This is a genomic window from Shewanella cyperi (assembly GCF_017354985.1).
Taxonomy (GTDB): Bacteria; Pseudomonadota; Gammaproteobacteria; order Enterobacterales; family Shewanellaceae; genus Shewanella; species Shewanella cyperi.
Genome location: NZ_CP071501.1, coordinates 3,082,263 through 3,097,062 on the forward strand (window position 1 = coordinate 3,082,263; position 14,800 = coordinate 3,097,062).

The following is a 14,800-nucleotide window of genomic DNA, read 5'->3' on the forward strand; positions in this document are numbered from 1 at the left end:
ATAATTTTTTATAAATGCTTTATCGCTGCGGCTCAGTTGCCACGGGCCTTGAGCATGGCCACGGCCGGCAGCTCCTTGCCTTCGAGGAACTCGAGGAAAGCGCCGCCACCGGTGGAAATGTAGGACACCTTGTCGGCGATACCGTACTTGTCCACGGCGGCCAGGGTGTCACCACCACCGGCGATGGAGAAGGCGGGAGACTCGGCGATCGCCTGGGCGATGCGCTTGGTGCCTTCACCGAACTGGTCGAACTCGAACACGCCAACAGGGCCGTTCCAAACTATGGTACCGGCGTTCTTGAGGATGGCAGCCAGAGCCTCGGCGCTGTCTGGGCCGATGTCGAAGATCATGTCATCGGCGGCCACTTCGCTCACATCTTTCAGGGTAGCCACGGCCGTTGGGCTGAACTCCTTGCCCACCACCACATCGGTCGGCACGGGAATGTCGCCACCACGGCTTTGGGCATTGGCTACCAGACGCTTGGCTTCGTCGATCAAATCAGCTTCATACAGGGACTTGCCCACCTGATTGCCGGCAGCGGCAATAAAGGTGTTGGCAATACCGCCACCCACCACCAGCTGATCCACTATGCCGGACAGGGACTCCAGCACGGTCAGCTTGGTAGACACCTTGGAGCCACCGACAATGGCCACCAGAGGACGGGCGGGATTGTCGAGCGCCTTGCCCAGGGCATCGAGCTCGGCCGCCAGCAGCGGACCGGCGCAAGCGATGGGGGCGTGCAGGCCGACGCCATTGGTGGAGGCTTCGGCGCGATGTGCTGTACCAAAGGCATCCATCACATACACGTCGCACAGGGCCGCCATCTTCTTCGACAGTGCCTCGTCGTTTTTCTTCTCACCCTTGTTGAAGCGGACGTTCTCGAACACCACCACTTCACCCACGGCCACCTCGACACCCTCGAGGTAGTCGCTGACCAGACGCACCGGGCAATCCAGGGCGGCGGCCAGGTAGTTCACCACGGGCTTCATGGAGAACTCCTCGTTGAACTCACCCTCGGTGGGGCGGCCCAGGTGCGACATCACCATCACGGCGGCGCCTTTTTCCAGCGCCAGCTTGATAGTGGGCAGGGATGCGCGCAGACGGGCATCACTGGTGACCACACCGTCGGCCACGGGTACGTTCAGATCTTCACGAATAAGCACGCGCTTGCCATTAAGATCCAGGTCTGACATCTTGATAATTGCCATTTCATCTTTCCTTTTTAATCAAAAAACAATTCTGTCATCGACGGGCGGCTCCCTGCCACCCGGATATAATCTCTTATTTCTATTGCGCTTTTATGCCAGCCATCGCCAGAGCCGTGTCCAGCATGCGGTTGGCAAAGCCCCATTCGTTGTCACACCAGAGCAGCAGCTTCACCAGATGACCGGCGCTGACCCGGGTCTGGGTGCCATCCACTATGCTGGAGCGGGGATCGTGGTTGAAATCGCAGGACACCAGGGGCTCATCAGTATAGCCCAGAATGCCGCTGGCACTGCCGCCTGCGGCGTGTGACAGGGCGTCATTGATCATGGCGATATCCACCCGCTGCTCCAGGGTCACGGACAGGTCGATGGCGGTGACATTGATGGTCGGCACCCGTACCGAAATGGCCTCAAACTTGTCTTTCATGTGCGGCAGAATGCGCTCTATGCCACGGGCCAGCTTGGTGTCGACCGGGATAATGGACTGACTGGCGGCGCGGGTGCGGCGCAGGTCGTCATGGTAGGCGTCAATCACCTGCTGATCGTTCATGGCCGAATGTATGGTGGTGATGGCACCGCTCTTGACGCCGAAATGGCGGTCGAGCACATCAATAACCGGCACCAGACAGTTGGTGGTGCAGGAGGCGGCGGACACTATGGTATCTGTGGCTTTGAGGCTGGTTTCATTGACGCCATAGACTATGGTGGCGTCCACATCGGCGGAAGAGGGATGGCTTATAAGCACCTTTTTGGCGCCGGCAATAAGGTGGGCCTCACAGGCACTGCGCTCAATCAAGGCGCCGGTGGCTTCAAACACCAGGTCTATGCCAAGCTCGCCCCAGGGCAGTTTGGCGGCATCCTCTTCACAGAGCAGCTGTATCGAGTCATCACCGAGGGCCATCCAGGACTCCCCCGTTGCAGCATCTTTATCGAGCTGGGCCCGGGTCTGAAAACGGCCGTGGGTGGTGTCATAGTTGGTCAGGTGCACAATGGCTTCGGGTTTGGCCAGTTCATTGATGGCGACAATTTGGAACTGTTGCCGCTTGCCCGACTCATACAGGGCACGCAACACCGAGCGGCCGATTCGGCCATAACCATTGATCGCAACTCTGATCATACCCAGCCAACAATCCTCAATTCAGCCCACACAGGAGGCAGATAGACAAAACCCGGATGAGCCTGAACTCACCCGGGATTGTGGGCAGGAAGCGGGCTTCCTGCCCCCTTGACGCTTACGCCAGCAGTTCTTCTGCGGCGGCAACCACCTTGGCAGTGGTAAAGCCGAACATTTCGAACAACTGGTTGGCCGGCGCAGACTCACCGAAGGTGGTCATGCCGATAATGCGACCGTTCAGGCCCACATACTTATACCAGTAATCGGCAATACCGGCTTCCACGGCGATGCGTTTTGTGACGCTGGCCGGCAGAACCGCTTCCTTGTAGGCCGCATCCTGCTTGTCGAACAGATCGGTACAGGGCATGGATACCACGCGCACCTGCTTGCCCTTGGCAGTCAGTTCGGCCTGGGCCTTCACCGCCAATTCCACTTCGGAGCCTGTGGCTATGATGATGAGCTCGGGAGCCGCAGCGCTGTCAACCAGCACGTAAGCGCCCTTGTTGACGTTGGCCAGCTGCTCGGCAGTACGTGGCATTTGTGCCAGGTTCTGGCGGGAGAAAATCAGCGAAGTCGGGCCGTCTTTACGCTCGATGGCATATTTCCAGGCCACGGCAGACTCCACCTGATCGCAGGGACGCCAGGTGCTCATATTGGGGGTCATACGCAGGGACGCCATTTGCTCCACCGGCTGGTGGGTTGGGCCGTCTTCACCCAGACCGATGGAGTCGTGGGTGTAAACCTGAATATTTTGCACCTTCATCAGCGCCGCCATACGCATGGCGTTGCGGGCGTACTCCATGAACATCAGGAAGGTTGCGCCGTAGGGCACAAAACCACCGTGCAGGGCGATACCGTTGATGATGGCGGTCATACCGAACTCACGCACACCGTAGTGCAGGTAGTTGCCGCTGGCATCATCAGCCGTGATGGACTTGGAAGCCGAGTACATGGTCAGGTTGGATGGCGCCAGGTCGGCACTGCCACCCAGGAATTCCGGCAGCATGGCACCGAAGGCTTCCAGGGCGTTTTGTGACGCTTTACGGGAAGCGATATTGGCAGGAGTGGCCTGCAGCTTCTCGATATAGGCCTGAGCTTCGATTTGGAAGTTGGCCGGCAGTTCGCCCTTGATACGGCGCTCAAACTCGGCAGCCAGCTCTGGGTAGGCGGCAGCGTAGGCCGCGAACTTGGCATCCCAGTTTTTCTCGGCGGCTGTTCCCGCTTCCTTGGCATCCCAGGCGGCATAGATGTCGGCAGGGATTACAAATGGGTCGTGCTTCCAGCCCAGGAACTCACGGGCAGCAGCGATTTCGGCATCGCCCAGTGGTGCGCCGTGGCAGTCGTGTGAACCTGACTTGTTGGGAGAGCCGTAACCGATAATGGTCTTGCAGCAGATGAGCGATGGACGGGGATCGGCCTTGGCCGCCTCGATGGCTGCATTGATGGCGCCAGCATCGTGACCGTCAACACCGGCAACCACGTGCCAGCCATAGGACTCGAAACGCTTGACAGTGTCATCGGTGAACCAGCCTTCCACGTGACCGTCGATGGAAATGCCGTTGTCATCCCAGAAGGCGATCAGTTTGCCCAGACCCAAAGTGCCGGCCAGGGAACAGGCCTCGTGGGAGATACCTTCCATCAGACAACCGTCGCCCATGAACACATAGGTGAAGTGGTCGACTATGTCGTGACCGTCGCGGTTGAATTGGGCCGCCAGGGTCTTCTCGGCAATGGCCATACCCACGGCGTTGGTGATGCCCTGACCTAGGGGACCTGTGGTGGTTTCAATGCCGGGGGCATAACCGTATTCAGGGTGGCCCGGGGTACGGGAGTGCAGCTGACGGAACTGCTTGAGATCTTCGATGCCCAGATCGTAACCGGCCAGATGCAGCAGTGAATAGTGCAGCATGGAACCATGGCCATTGGAGAGCACAAAACGGTCGCGGTCGGCCCACTGTGGATTGGTGGGGTTGTGTTTCAGATGATCGCGCCAAAGGACTTCGGCAATATCGGCCATCCCCATGGGGGCACCTGGGTGACCGGAATTGGCTTTCTGCACTGCGTCCATGCTCAGGGCACGGATGGCGTTAGCGAGTTCTTTACGGGAAGACATGCTCTCTCCTGCTGGTTTTGAGGCTTTAAGGGCAATTGGGTGGCATATTTTCCCTTAACTGCGGACAGGGCGCAAATTTAAATTGGCCCCAGCCCAAGGGCCTGGAATCCCGACCCTTTTTCCAGGCGTTCAAGGCTGATTTCAGACTGGAACACTCAGTTTACAATTCTGCGCCAATGGGCGGTGAAAATAGCGCCAAAGCCGTGATTGTCCGGCGGATGGTCACAATATGACGGAAATTTTGCACAAAGCGGGTGATCGCGGCCCCGATTTCAACTAAAATGGCCGTCTAGATGTAGATGCTGCTACACGTTTTTACGTTAAACGACGAGATTTTCCTAACATGGCAAAACACTTGTTTACCTCTGAGTCGGTCTCAGAAGGTCATCCCGATAAAATTGCGGATCAGATTTCCGACGCGGTACTGGACGCCATTCTGGCCCAGGACCCCAAGGCCCGCGTGGCCTGTGAAACCTATGTCAAGACCGGCATGGTACTTGTGGGTGGCGAAGTCACCACCTCTGCCTGGGTCGACATTGAAGAACTGACCCGCAAAACAGTGCGCGAAATCGGCTACACCCATTCAGACATGGGTTTCGATGCCGACTCCTGCGCCGTGCTCAATGCCATAGGCAAGCAATCCCCCGACATCAACCAGGGTGTTGATCGCGCCGATCCCAAAGAACAGGGTGCAGGTGACCAGGGTCTGATGTTCGGCTATGCCAGCAATGAAACCGATGTGCTGATGCCTGCGCCCATCACCTACGCCCACGCACTGGTGAAGCGTCAATCAGAAGTGCGCAAGGACGGAACCCTGTCCTGGCTGCGTCCCGATGCCAAGTCCCAGGTGACCTTCGCCTATGACCAGGGCAAGATTGTCGGCATCGACGCCGTGGTACTGTCTACCCAGCATTGCGACAGCGTATCCCAGGCCGATTTGATCGAAGGCGTGATGGAAACCATCATCAAACCGGTACTGCCTGCCCAGTGGCTGAACAAGGACACCAAGTTCTTTATCAACCCAACCGGTCGTTTCGTTATCGGTGGTCCTATGGGTGACTGCGGTCTGACCGGTCGCAAGATCATTGTGGACACCTACGGCGGCATGGCCCGTCACGGTGGTGGCGCCTTCTCGGGCAAGGATCCGTCCAAGGTTGACCGCTCAGCCGCATACGCCGCCCGCTACGTGGCCAAGAACATTGTTGCCGCCGGTCTGGCCGAGCGCTGCGAACTGCAGGTGTCCTACGCCATCGGTGTAGCCGAACCAACCTCCATCAGCCTGGAGACTTTCGGTACTTCCAGACTCGACGAAGACAAGCTGATCCAGCTGGTTCGCCGTCACTTCGATCTGCGTCCTTATGGCCTGACCGAAATGCTGAATCTGGCTCGTCCAATCTACCAGGCCACTGCCGCCTACGGTCACTTCGGCCGTAACGAGTTCCCCTGGGAACAGACAGACAAGGCAGAAGCCCTGCGTGCCGACGCCGGCCTCTAAGGTCCGCCAAGCACAAAAAAACCGCCTCAGGGCGGTTTTTTATTGGCTGGTTCAAACAGGCCTTTGCCCGGGATCAGAGATGATCGAAATGGGCATGCTGGATGGTTAAAAAGGCCAACTGGCTTTCCGCCACCGGCACCAGGGCCAGGGATTCAAGTTCACTCCAGCCCTCATCGGATACCAGTGGCACCAGTTCGGCGCTGGTGCGTGTCACCACACCACAATCAAGCAACCAGTCGTCCCCCTCAAGCAAGTAATGACGCTTGCCATCAGAGGCCTTGGCCTCAAAAGCCCGGCACTCTATGCCCTGATGGTACAGGGTCGAGAAACAGAACCTCAGGTTGTCAAAGGGGCTCAATCTCAGCCCGGCCCAAGGTTGCAGCGCCAGGGGTAATAATTCAGCGCTCATGACCTGCTCTCATTACTTGAATTCAGGCTTCGCGCCAGCAGGTAAAAATCCCGCCCTTCAAAGCCAAACAGATCCAGCACCTGCATCCCGGCCTTGCCGGTGTGCGCTGCAAAGGAACGCTCATTGTCCTCGGCGATAAAGGTCACAGCATGGCTGAAGCGCTCGGCCAACCTGGGCCAGAGAGCATCCTCCAGAAGTTGGAATACCCCAGTGCCACGAGCCGCCGGACTGACCCAGATGGGTCCATATTGGCAGCTGCGTTCAAAACCGCCCAAACGTTGCAATTGTTTGCCAATGGCACCATAGATGTGCCTGTTTCCGTAAAAGCGCCAGTCCGCCGCCATCACATAGCCCAGGATCTCCTCACCTTCGATAGCCACCAGCAGTTGCTGCTTGGTGGCAAGTTCGGTCAGGGCCCGGATATCAAAGCCCTCCCCCTGGAGATTTCCACGGTCTGAACTCAGTTCATCGGCAAGGTGCAGCTGTTCCAGCTGGGCGATTTGGCTGATGTCGGTGGCGGTAGCGGTGCGGATCTGCGGCACAAGGACTCCGGATAGTCAAAGAAGCAAAGGCTGATTTATCACTGCATTAGGGCGGTAGAGTTGCGAATTCGCCTTACTGCACCCACACTTTACCACAGACCGCAGCCCCAAACCGGAAGCTTTTATGTTGCCCGACACAGTCAACCCGGATGTCAGCCTGCTTGAGAGCGATGCCCCTCAGGTTAACCTGGTGCGCTGGATGCACCAGTGTGAGCTGGTTAAGCGCTATTACCAGGCCGACTATGTATTTGTCATGCAAAAAACCAAGCTGGGTTACGAGGTGTTGGTCAGCGCCATCGCCCGGGTCCCCAAATTCACCTCGGGCCAGGTATTTGGCAAGGAATTCAGCCTGTTCGATGCCTTGATTAGTTCACCGCCCGACGGTCTGTCACTCAACCTCAGCCGCTACAGCAAGGAAGAACTGCCCAAGGAATTCGACGGTTGCCTGGGCCTGCTGAGTCGTCCCCTGCTGTGGCCCGACGGCACCCTGTTCGGCTGCATGTGCATACTCAATCATCATCCGATGGAAAATGCCGGCCTGAACGGCCTGATGCTGGAGCCGTTCCAAATCCTGCTGCAACAGGATCTGGCACTGCTGTGTCAGAGTCACCGCATTGAATCCCTGTCGATGCGCGATCGGGACACCGGCATGCTCAATCATTACGGTTTTATCATGATGGCACCACGGCAACTCAATCTGGGACGCCGTTTCGGGGCCCATGCCGGGATACTGTTTTTCGAACTGCTGGGCAATGATGGCGCCACCCATGAAGAAATCGAAAAGAACAACCGCCTGCTGGGCAACATAGTGCAAAGCACCATACGCACCGCCGATATTGCCGCCCATTTCAGCCCGTCGGAGTTTGTGGTGCTGGCCTTTGTCGATGCCGAGCGGGATTTGATGCACATAGTCAATAGAGTCGATCGCCAATTGAAGCAACAAAGTGACAATGTGGGTTTGGACTACTCATTCCGTTACTTCACCCCGGACTCCACCGCAAAGCTGGCCCCCATGCTGGCCATGGCCCGGGAGGACTTGCAGTCACACCGGCGTCGCCAAGCCGAATTGGCCAATACCAGTGACGATGAGGAAGCCGGTGATTGAGCTTTTCGGGTGTTGCCCTTTGATCCAACAAAATAATGACATTTTTTTTACATTCGCAATCCGTTATGCTTGGGCCGAACAAGAATAACGATAAGCAGGACTTCCATGTCGGCAACTTTACACCTGAGAGACACCTGGCTCACCAGCCAATCACACCCCGCCATCAGCCTGAGCCGTTGGCAGCAACACACTGAATTGCTTTGCCAATTGTTTAAGGCTGAGACCTGCCTGATAGTGCAGCATCTGGATGAACAGGCGCACATAGTCACAGTGAAGCAACAGCAGGAACGTTGGACTGCGGGCGAAACCCTGCCTTGGGATGAATTGCTGACGGCGATGAAACAGGGAGAACCCGGCGAGCACCCAGCCTGGCAGGATGGCTTAATCGCCCTCGACCTGCACTGGCCCGACACCCAGTCTTTTGGTCAGATACTCATAGCCTGCAAGCAGCAACCGGCCATTCTCGACACCTGTCTGAAATTGGCAGAACCGGTACGGGCACTGATCCAGGCTGAACTCAAGCACATGTACCTGATGCAACAATTGGAGATGCTGTCATTTCAGGATGAGCACACCTGCATGCTCAATCCCTATGGCTTTAGCCTGATGGCACCAAGACAATTGAATCTCAGTCGCCGCCTCGGCTCCCATGCCGGCATAGTGCTGCTGGAAAACTGCCAAAGTTCACTGAGCATGGATGAGCAGCAGACCCAGCTGCGTAAACTGGCGCGGGTGGTCCATGAAAATATGCGCGAAGCCGACCTGGCCGCCAGACTCGACAATCAGCAGGTGGTTATCCTGGCCTTTGTCGATAACGAGGCCAATTTGCAAAGCCTTGAAAGCCGAATGAAGAAGCAACTCCTCAAGACAGAACCTTCATTGCGGGTCGTCACCGGCTACAGTTTTTTCAGCCCGGATGCCAATATCGAACTGGATCCCATGATTGCCGAGGCCAATGCCAAACTGCAGTTGGAAAAGCAGCGGCTATATCCCCAATAGCGGTTTCAGTCGAGGGCCCGCGGTTGGCTGCGGGCCCATTCAATAAACAGCACCACAGGGTAAGGTGACATCAGCACCAACCCCAATCCGGCCAGCACAGAGATCAGCATTATGCCCGCCAGCCCCTGCTGACTGGGGGTAAAAAAATACAGCCCCACTGCCACCAGCAGCATTCCCAGTCCAAGCCAATGCAGAATTTTCAGAACTTTTAATACACTTTTCATGTCTCAGACCACATAATCCCCTGCCCCCGCAATCCATTCATCCGGGGCATTACAGTTGGAAGTTCATCATGTTAAAACAGATTTCTCTCGGTGCAAGCCTGTTAATGCTGCTCGTTGGCTGCCAGTCCACCCCTGAGGCAGCACCTCCTTTTGAGCTTATCGGTACCTGGCAGATTGAAGAAGCCGCCGGCAAGCCCCTTATCGACTACAGCCCGGCCCAGTTAACTTTTGCCGCCGACAATAAATTCAGCGGCAATAACAGTTGCAATAACATCTTCGGCGACTATGTCCACGAGGATTCTGTGCTGCGCCTGAGCCCTGCCGGCAGCACTAAAAAAGCCTGTGTCGATGCCCTGATGCAGCAGGAGCAAAGGATTATGCAGGTACTGACCCGGATAAGCCGGTTGCGCTTTACCCAGGGCAAGCTCATCTTGCTCGACGAGCGCGGTCACAAGCAACTGGTGTTGAGCCGCCGTTAGGCTATCAAATAGGGGGCCTTGCTGCAGCCGCTGGCAAGCTGCACAGCGCCACCGGTTTTGCTGTCCATCTTGGCTGCGAAATGCCAGACTAAGCGTCAAACCAGCCCCTGGGCTCATCGTCTATATGCAATGGATGCAATGCCGCCGGTGGCATTTCCCGCTCCATTAGATAACTCCAATAGTCGTCATCAAAGCCGCTCAACCAGCTGCGTCCCTCGGCCCTGACAATCAGGTACCACCACACGGGAGCCCAGGCGCCGAGTGTCAGCAAGGTCAGTAGAAAATGCAGCGGGTGGCATACGTATCCGCGTGCCTTGCGCCCCCGCCCAAGTCCGGATTGTGCACTATAAATCCCCGGACGTGGTCGCCTCACTTTGGTTTTGGATCTGCCCACGATCGTCCCCACTTGTTCTGCCTGACCTCATTTTAGTGTAGCCACACTCGACTAAAGTCGTAGTCCGATAATCTGATTACATTTTGGCACTGGCACTTCGCAAACGGGGTGGTAGAGTAAGCGCCCACAGCACAAACCCTAAAGTGCAAGCACCGCAGCACAAGAACTAGAAGAGGAAAAATCCATGCTGATACGTAAAGGCGAAGCGAAAGATCTGGCGGCCCTGGTGGCATTCAATCAGGCCATGGCCCATGAAACAGAAGGCCTGCAGCTGGACAGCGCCATCCTGGAGCAGGGAGTGGCCACCTTACTCAATACTCCCGCCAAGGGCTTTTATCTGGTGGCCGAGGCCGAAGGTGAGATCCTAGGCTCCCTGATGGTCACCTTCGAGTGGAGCGACTGGCGTGCCAAGGATTACTACTGGATCCAAAGCGTGTACATCCGTCCGCAAAATCGTCGTCAGGGCATCTATCGCCAGCTGTATCAGGCGGTAAAGGATCTGGCCGAAGCCAATGGCGGCGCCGCCAGCTTCCGTCTCTATGTAGAGCAGGAAAATACCAAGGCCCAGCACACCTATGAAGCGCTGGGCATGGGCAAAAGTTACTACCTGATGTATGAAGAAAAGCTGCAAGCCAAGTGAGCGTTGCGCACATATATCACTGACTCAATTGGAATAATCATGCAAGCTTCAATATCCCTCTTGGTGGGTTCCACCAACCCGGTCAAGATAGCCGCCGCGCGGGAAGCCTTTGGCGCCGTGTTCAAAGACTGCGAGATCCTGTGCCGGGGTATGTCCTCGCCTTCCGGGGTGGCCGATCAACCCATGACCCGGGAAGACACCCGTCTTGGTGCCATCAACCGCGCCCGCTTCTGCGAAAGCCAGGGCGGTGCCGACTACTTCATCGCCATGGAAGGCGGGGTGGATTGCTTTGAAGATGGTCCTGCCACCTTCGCCTATGTGGCCATAGTGCATCAGGGCAGGCTCAGTGTCGGTCGCAGCGCCCAGTTGCCGCTGCCGCCGCGGGTTTACCATGCCTTGCAACAAGGGCAAGAGCTTGGGCATGTGATGGATGCCCTGTTCAATACCGTCAACGTCAAGCACGCGGGCGGTGCCATAGGCCTGCTAACGGCCAATGCCGCCACCCGCGGCAGCAGCTACACCCAGGCACTGATCCTGGCACTGGCGCCCATGCTGCACCCCGAGTTGTATGAATTGAGCACTTGCTAAACTGAACCATGGCGGCTAATTTAGTTGTATTTCGCAACTATCATTGGATACGCCATGGATAATTCAGCCTTTACCTCTCCTTCCCTGGCCCGCCGGATCCGCGGCCTGTCCCGTCTGGTGGTACGCCAGCTGGGCATACTGAGTTCCGCCTGCGGTGCCCTGCCATTATCACCGGTGCAGGCCCATGCTCTGATTGAGCTGGGGCAGCAGGAGTTATCCATCAAGCAACTGGCGCAGCTGCTAAACATTGACAAGTCCAATGCCAGCCGTGCCGTCAGCAAGCTGACGGAAAAGCGCCTGGTGCAGACCCGGGTTAATCACAGGGACAGCCGCAGTCTGCAGGTTCAGCTGACCCCCAGGGGCCGCACCATGTTGGAAAAACTCGACCAACAACAGGATACCCTGTATCACCAGGTGCTGGCCCAGTTGAGCCGGGAAGAGTCGCAGCAGATAGCCCAATCACTGGACAGGTTCCATCGCGCTATTTTGCAGGCCAAGGCCCAGGAGGGCTTCGAAATCCGTCCCCTGCAGGCCGGTGACGATGCCGCCATCGCCGCGGTGATCCGCGCCGTGTCAGCCGAATACGGCCTGACCGCCGACAAGGGCTATGGCGTGGCCGATCCGACCCTGGACTGTTTAAGTCAGGTTTACGGTGGCGAAGGTGCCTGTTATTGGGTGATAAATCTGGATGGCGAGGTGCTGGGCGGCGGTGGCATAGCGCCGCTGGCCAATGAGCCCGGCGTGTGCGAGCTGCAGAAGATGTACTTTATGCCGCAAATTCGCGGCAAGGGGCTGGCGCGGCGCCTGGCCAATCATGCCCTGGCCTTTGCCGTTGAAGCCGGATACCGGGCCTGCTATCTGGAGACCACGGCGGTGCTGTCCGAGGCGGTTAAGCTGTACGAATCCATAGGTTTTGAGCATCTGCCGGGCCCCCTTGGCAACACGGGTCACGATGCCTGCGAGATGCCCATGCTTAAACAACTCAAATCCTGACGTTTTTTTACGCGCTTGCACGCCGGAGCCCCCCGGCGTGCCTTGCTTTATCAGCAAAACTTGATAGCTTCGAAATCAAAGATGCAATGGCAACGGAGTCCCCATGGAATACAGACGCATCCCCCACTCCAGTTTAGAGGTCAGCACCCTGTGCCTGGGCACCATGACCTGGGGTGAGCAAAACACCCAGGCCGAAGCCTTTGCCCAGATGGATTACGCCATAGGCCGCGGCATCAACTTTATCGACGCCGCCGAAATGTACCCCGTGCCCCCAAGGCCTGAAACCCAAGGTGAAACCGAGCGCATCATAGGCAATTACCTCAAGGCCCGCGGCAACAGAGATGAACTTATCATAGCCACCAAGATTGCCGCCCCCGGTGGCAAGAGCGACTATATTCGCCCCAACATGGCTCTGGATTGGAACAACATCCATGCGGCCGTGGATGCCTCGCTGGAGCGTCTGGGGGTCGAGACCATAGATCTGTACCAACTGCACTGGCCGGATCGGCACACGAACTTTTTCGGCGAGCTGATGTTCAATGCCGATGATCACGAGCAGCAGACCCCCATAATAGAAACCCTGGAGGCCCTGGCCGAAGTGATCCGCGCCGGCAAGGTGCGCTACATAGGGGTATCCAACGAGACTCCCTGGGGCCTGATGAAATACCTGCATCTGGCCGACAAGCACGGCCTGCCGCGAATCGTCTCGGTGCAAAATCCCTATAACCTGCTCAACCGCAGCTTTGAAGTGGGCATGAGCGAAATCAGCCACCGTGAGGAGCTGCCGCTGTTGGCCTATTCACCGCTGGCCTTCGGCATGCTCAGCGGCAAGTACCGTGGCGGCCGCTGGCCCGAGGGTGCCCGCCTGACCCTGTTCAAGCGTTTTGCCCGCTACAACAGCACAGAGATGGCACTCAAGGCCACGGATGCCTATGTTGCCCTGGCCGAGGAACATGGTCTGAGCCCGGCGCAGATGGCGCTGGCCTTTGTCAGTTCACGCCGCTTCGTTGGCAGCAACATTATAGGCGCCACCACGCTGGAACAGCTGGAGGAAAACATCGACAGCCACCTGATGACCCTGAGCGACGAAGTGCTGGCGGCCATTGACGCCCTGGGGCAGATTTATCGCCTGCCCTGCCCATAAAGCGGCGAACCACGCTTATAAGCAAACACCGGAAAACATCCAGTGGTTTTTGAACAGTGCCCGGCCTGGCCGGGCACTTGCATTCACAGGGCAAATCTTTGAAGATCGGTCCATAAACCCAAGTCAATAGAACACACCATGGATCACGAGTCTCTGCGCGCCCAATTTCCCGCACTGCAACAGCAGCTGGGCGACTACCCCCTGTGCTATCTGGACACTGCCGCCACCAGTCAAAAGCCGCTACAGGTGCTGGAGGCCATGGGAAGCTTCTACCGAACCCACAACGCCAATGTGCACCGGGCGGCCCACGCCCTGTCATCAAAGGCTACCTCCGCCTACGAAGACGTGCGTGACGCCCTGGTTAACTTTCTCGGCGCCGCCCGCCGGGAAGAGATTATCTTTACCCACGGCACCACCGAGGCCATCAATCTGGTGGCCCATGGCCTGCGCGGTCAATTTAACGCCGGGGATCTGATCCTGGTCGACAGCGCCGCCCACCATGCCAACCTGGTGCCCTGGCAACAGCTGGCCAAGGCCACGGGGGCCAGGGTACTGCCCATAGGGCTGGATGCCAAATTGCGTCTCGACCGGGCGGCCTTTCGTGCCCTGCTGGCACAAAAGCCCAAACTGGTGGCCCTGAGTCAGGTGTCCAATGCGCTCGGCACTGTCAATGACATTCGGGCCCTGTGCGCCGAGGCCCGCACCCACGGCGCCCTGACCCTGGTAGACGGGGCCCAGGCCGTGGCCCATATGCCGGTGAACATGGCGGAACTTGGCTGTGATTTTTATGCCTTCTCAGGCCACAAGATGTACGGTCCCACCGGCGTCGGTGTGCTCTGGGGCCGCTATGATTTGCTCGCTGGCCTGGAACCGCTGCTGACCGGCGGTGAAATGATCAAAACCGTCAGTTTCGAACAGACCGAGTTTGGCGAGCTGCCCAATCGCCTGGAAGCCGGCACCCCACCGATTGCCGAGGTCATAGGTCTGGGGGCCGCCATTGAATTTCTGCAGGGATTGGATCGCGCGGCCATGGCACGCCATGAAACGGAACTGCTGCGCTATTTGCAGCGGGAGCTGGCTGCCATACCCGGCGTCCGCCTGTACGGCGCCCATTCGGATAATATCGGCGCCGTGGCCTTTAACTTAGGCGATGAACACCATCAGGACATAGGCATATTGCTCGATCAACAGGGAGTGGCGGTGCGCTGTGGCCATCACTGTGCCATGCCGCTGATGGTTCTGCTGGGAGTGCGTGGTTGCTGCCGGGCCTCCCTTGGGATCTACTCCAACAAGGCCGACGTAGATCAGTTTATCCAGGCCATGAAGGCCTGTGCCGACATGCTGCAATGAATGATG

Annotated in this window: 16 protein-coding genes; 9 read left to right on the forward strand and 7 right to left on the reverse strand. The window is 57.6% G+C overall.

Annotated features, from left to right (window positions below):
• Positions 1-32 precede the first annotated feature (32 nt).
• The 3 genes from JYB84_RS13535 to tkt form a co-directional block, all read right to left on the reverse strand.
• On the reverse strand, positions 33-1,208 hold the full coding sequence (locus JYB84_RS13535; RefSeq protein WP_207320563.1) for a phosphoglycerate kinase: 1,176 nt from the start codon (positions 1,206-1,208) through the stop codon (positions 33-35).
• A gap of 79 nt (positions 1,209-1,287) precedes the next feature.
• The gene (epd, locus tag JYB84_RS13540; RefSeq protein ID WP_207320564.1) at positions 1,288-2,322 is read right to left on the reverse strand and encodes an erythrose-4-phosphate dehydrogenase; all 1,035 of its coding nucleotides are present in this window, start codon (positions 2,320-2,322) and stop codon (positions 1,288-1,290) included.
• Positions 2,323-2,437: 115 nt separating this feature from the next.
• Positions 2,438-4,432 (reverse strand): transketolase, encoded by a 1,995-nt coding sequence (gene tkt / locus JYB84_RS13545; protein WP_207320565.1) that lies wholly within the window; start codon positions 4,430-4,432, stop codon positions 2,438-2,440.
• 343 nt (positions 4,433-4,775) lie between these two features.
• On the opposite strand from tkt, the gene metK reads away from it, so the two are divergent.
• Entirely contained in the window at positions 4,776-5,927 is a 1,152-nt protein-coding gene (metK, locus tag JYB84_RS13550; protein WP_207320566.1) for a methionine adenosyltransferase, read from the forward strand.
• Between the two features lie 73 nt (positions 5,928-6,000).
• Here the strand turns inward: metK and JYB84_RS13555 are convergent, their stop codons facing one another.
• Entirely contained in the window at positions 6,001-6,336 is a 336-nt protein-coding gene (locus JYB84_RS13555; protein ID WP_207320567.1) for a hypothetical protein, read from the reverse strand.
• Complete coding sequence (locus JYB84_RS13560; protein ID WP_228290778.1) at positions 6,333-6,878, reverse strand: GNAT family N-acetyltransferase; 546 nt, start codon at positions 6,876-6,878, stop codon at positions 6,333-6,335. Before JYB84_RS13560 ends, JYB84_RS13555 begins: the two co-directional genes overlap by 4 nt.
• Before the next feature lie 124 nt (positions 6,879-7,002).
• Between JYB84_RS13560 and JYB84_RS13565 the strand changes: the two genes are divergently transcribed.
• Positions 7,003-7,983, forward strand: coding sequence for a GGDEF domain-containing protein (locus JYB84_RS13565; protein WP_207320568.1), 981 nt, complete (start codon positions 7,003-7,005; stop codon positions 7,981-7,983).
• A gap of 105 nt (positions 7,984-8,088) precedes the next feature.
• Positions 8,089-8,982 (forward strand): GGDEF domain-containing protein, encoded by an 894-nt coding sequence (locus JYB84_RS13570; RefSeq protein WP_207320569.1) that lies wholly within the window; start codon positions 8,089-8,091, stop codon positions 8,980-8,982.
• 5 nt (positions 8,983-8,987) lie between these two features.
• On the opposite strand, the gene JYB84_RS13575 is transcribed toward JYB84_RS13570, so the two are convergent.
• The gene (locus tag JYB84_RS13575; protein ID WP_207320570.1) at positions 8,988-9,206 is read right to left on the reverse strand and encodes a hypothetical protein; all 219 of its coding nucleotides are present in this window, start codon (positions 9,204-9,206) and stop codon (positions 8,988-8,990) included.
• Positions 9,207-9,274: 68 nt separating this feature from the next.
• On the opposite strand from JYB84_RS13575, the gene JYB84_RS13580 reads away from it, so the two are divergent.
• A complete protein-coding gene (locus tag JYB84_RS13580) occupies positions 9,275-9,685 on the forward strand; it encodes an META domain-containing protein (RefSeq protein ID WP_207320571.1) in 411 nt (136 codons plus the stop codon).
• An 88-nt stretch (positions 9,686-9,773) separates the two neighbouring features.
• Here JYB84_RS13580 and JYB84_RS13585 read toward each other — a convergent pair whose 3' ends face one another.
• Positions 9,774-9,956 (reverse strand): hypothetical protein, encoded by a 183-nt coding sequence (locus JYB84_RS13585; protein ID WP_207320572.1) that lies wholly within the window; start codon positions 9,954-9,956, stop codon positions 9,774-9,776.
• Positions 9,957-10,263: 307 nt separating this feature from the next.
• Between JYB84_RS13585 and JYB84_RS13590 the strand changes: the two genes are divergently transcribed.
• The 5 genes from JYB84_RS13590 (at position 10,264) to JYB84_RS13610 (ending at position 14,794) form a co-directional block, all read left to right on the forward strand.
• Positions 10,264-10,719 carry a GNAT family N-acetyltransferase gene (locus JYB84_RS13590; protein WP_207320573.1) on the forward strand — a complete coding sequence of 152 codons (456 nt, stop codon included), beginning with the start codon at positions 10,264-10,266 and terminating at the stop codon, positions 10,717-10,719.
• Positions 10,720-10,755: 36 nt separating this feature from the next.
• Entirely contained in the window at positions 10,756-11,307 is a 552-nt protein-coding gene (gene yjjX / locus JYB84_RS13595) for an inosine/xanthosine triphosphatase (protein ID WP_207323234.1), read from the forward strand.
• Between the two features lie 54 nt (positions 11,308-11,361).
• Positions 11,362-12,300 carry a bifunctional helix-turn-helix transcriptional regulator/GNAT family N-acetyltransferase gene (locus JYB84_RS13600; protein ID WP_207320574.1) on the forward strand — a complete coding sequence of 313 codons (939 nt, stop codon included), beginning with the start codon at positions 11,362-11,364 and terminating at the stop codon, positions 12,298-12,300.
• Between the two features lie 103 nt (positions 12,301-12,403).
• Positions 12,404-13,444: an NADP(H)-dependent aldo-keto reductase gene (locus JYB84_RS13605; RefSeq protein WP_207320575.1), complete on the forward strand. Its 1,041-nt coding sequence runs from the start codon at positions 12,404-12,406 to the stop codon at positions 13,442-13,444.
• A 138-nt stretch (positions 13,445-13,582) separates the two neighbouring features.
• Positions 13,583-14,794 carry a cysteine desulfurase gene (locus JYB84_RS13610; RefSeq protein ID WP_207320576.1) on the forward strand — a complete coding sequence of 404 codons (1,212 nt, stop codon included), beginning with the start codon at positions 13,583-13,585 and terminating at the stop codon, positions 14,792-14,794.
• Positions 14,795-14,800 lie beyond the last annotated feature (6 nt).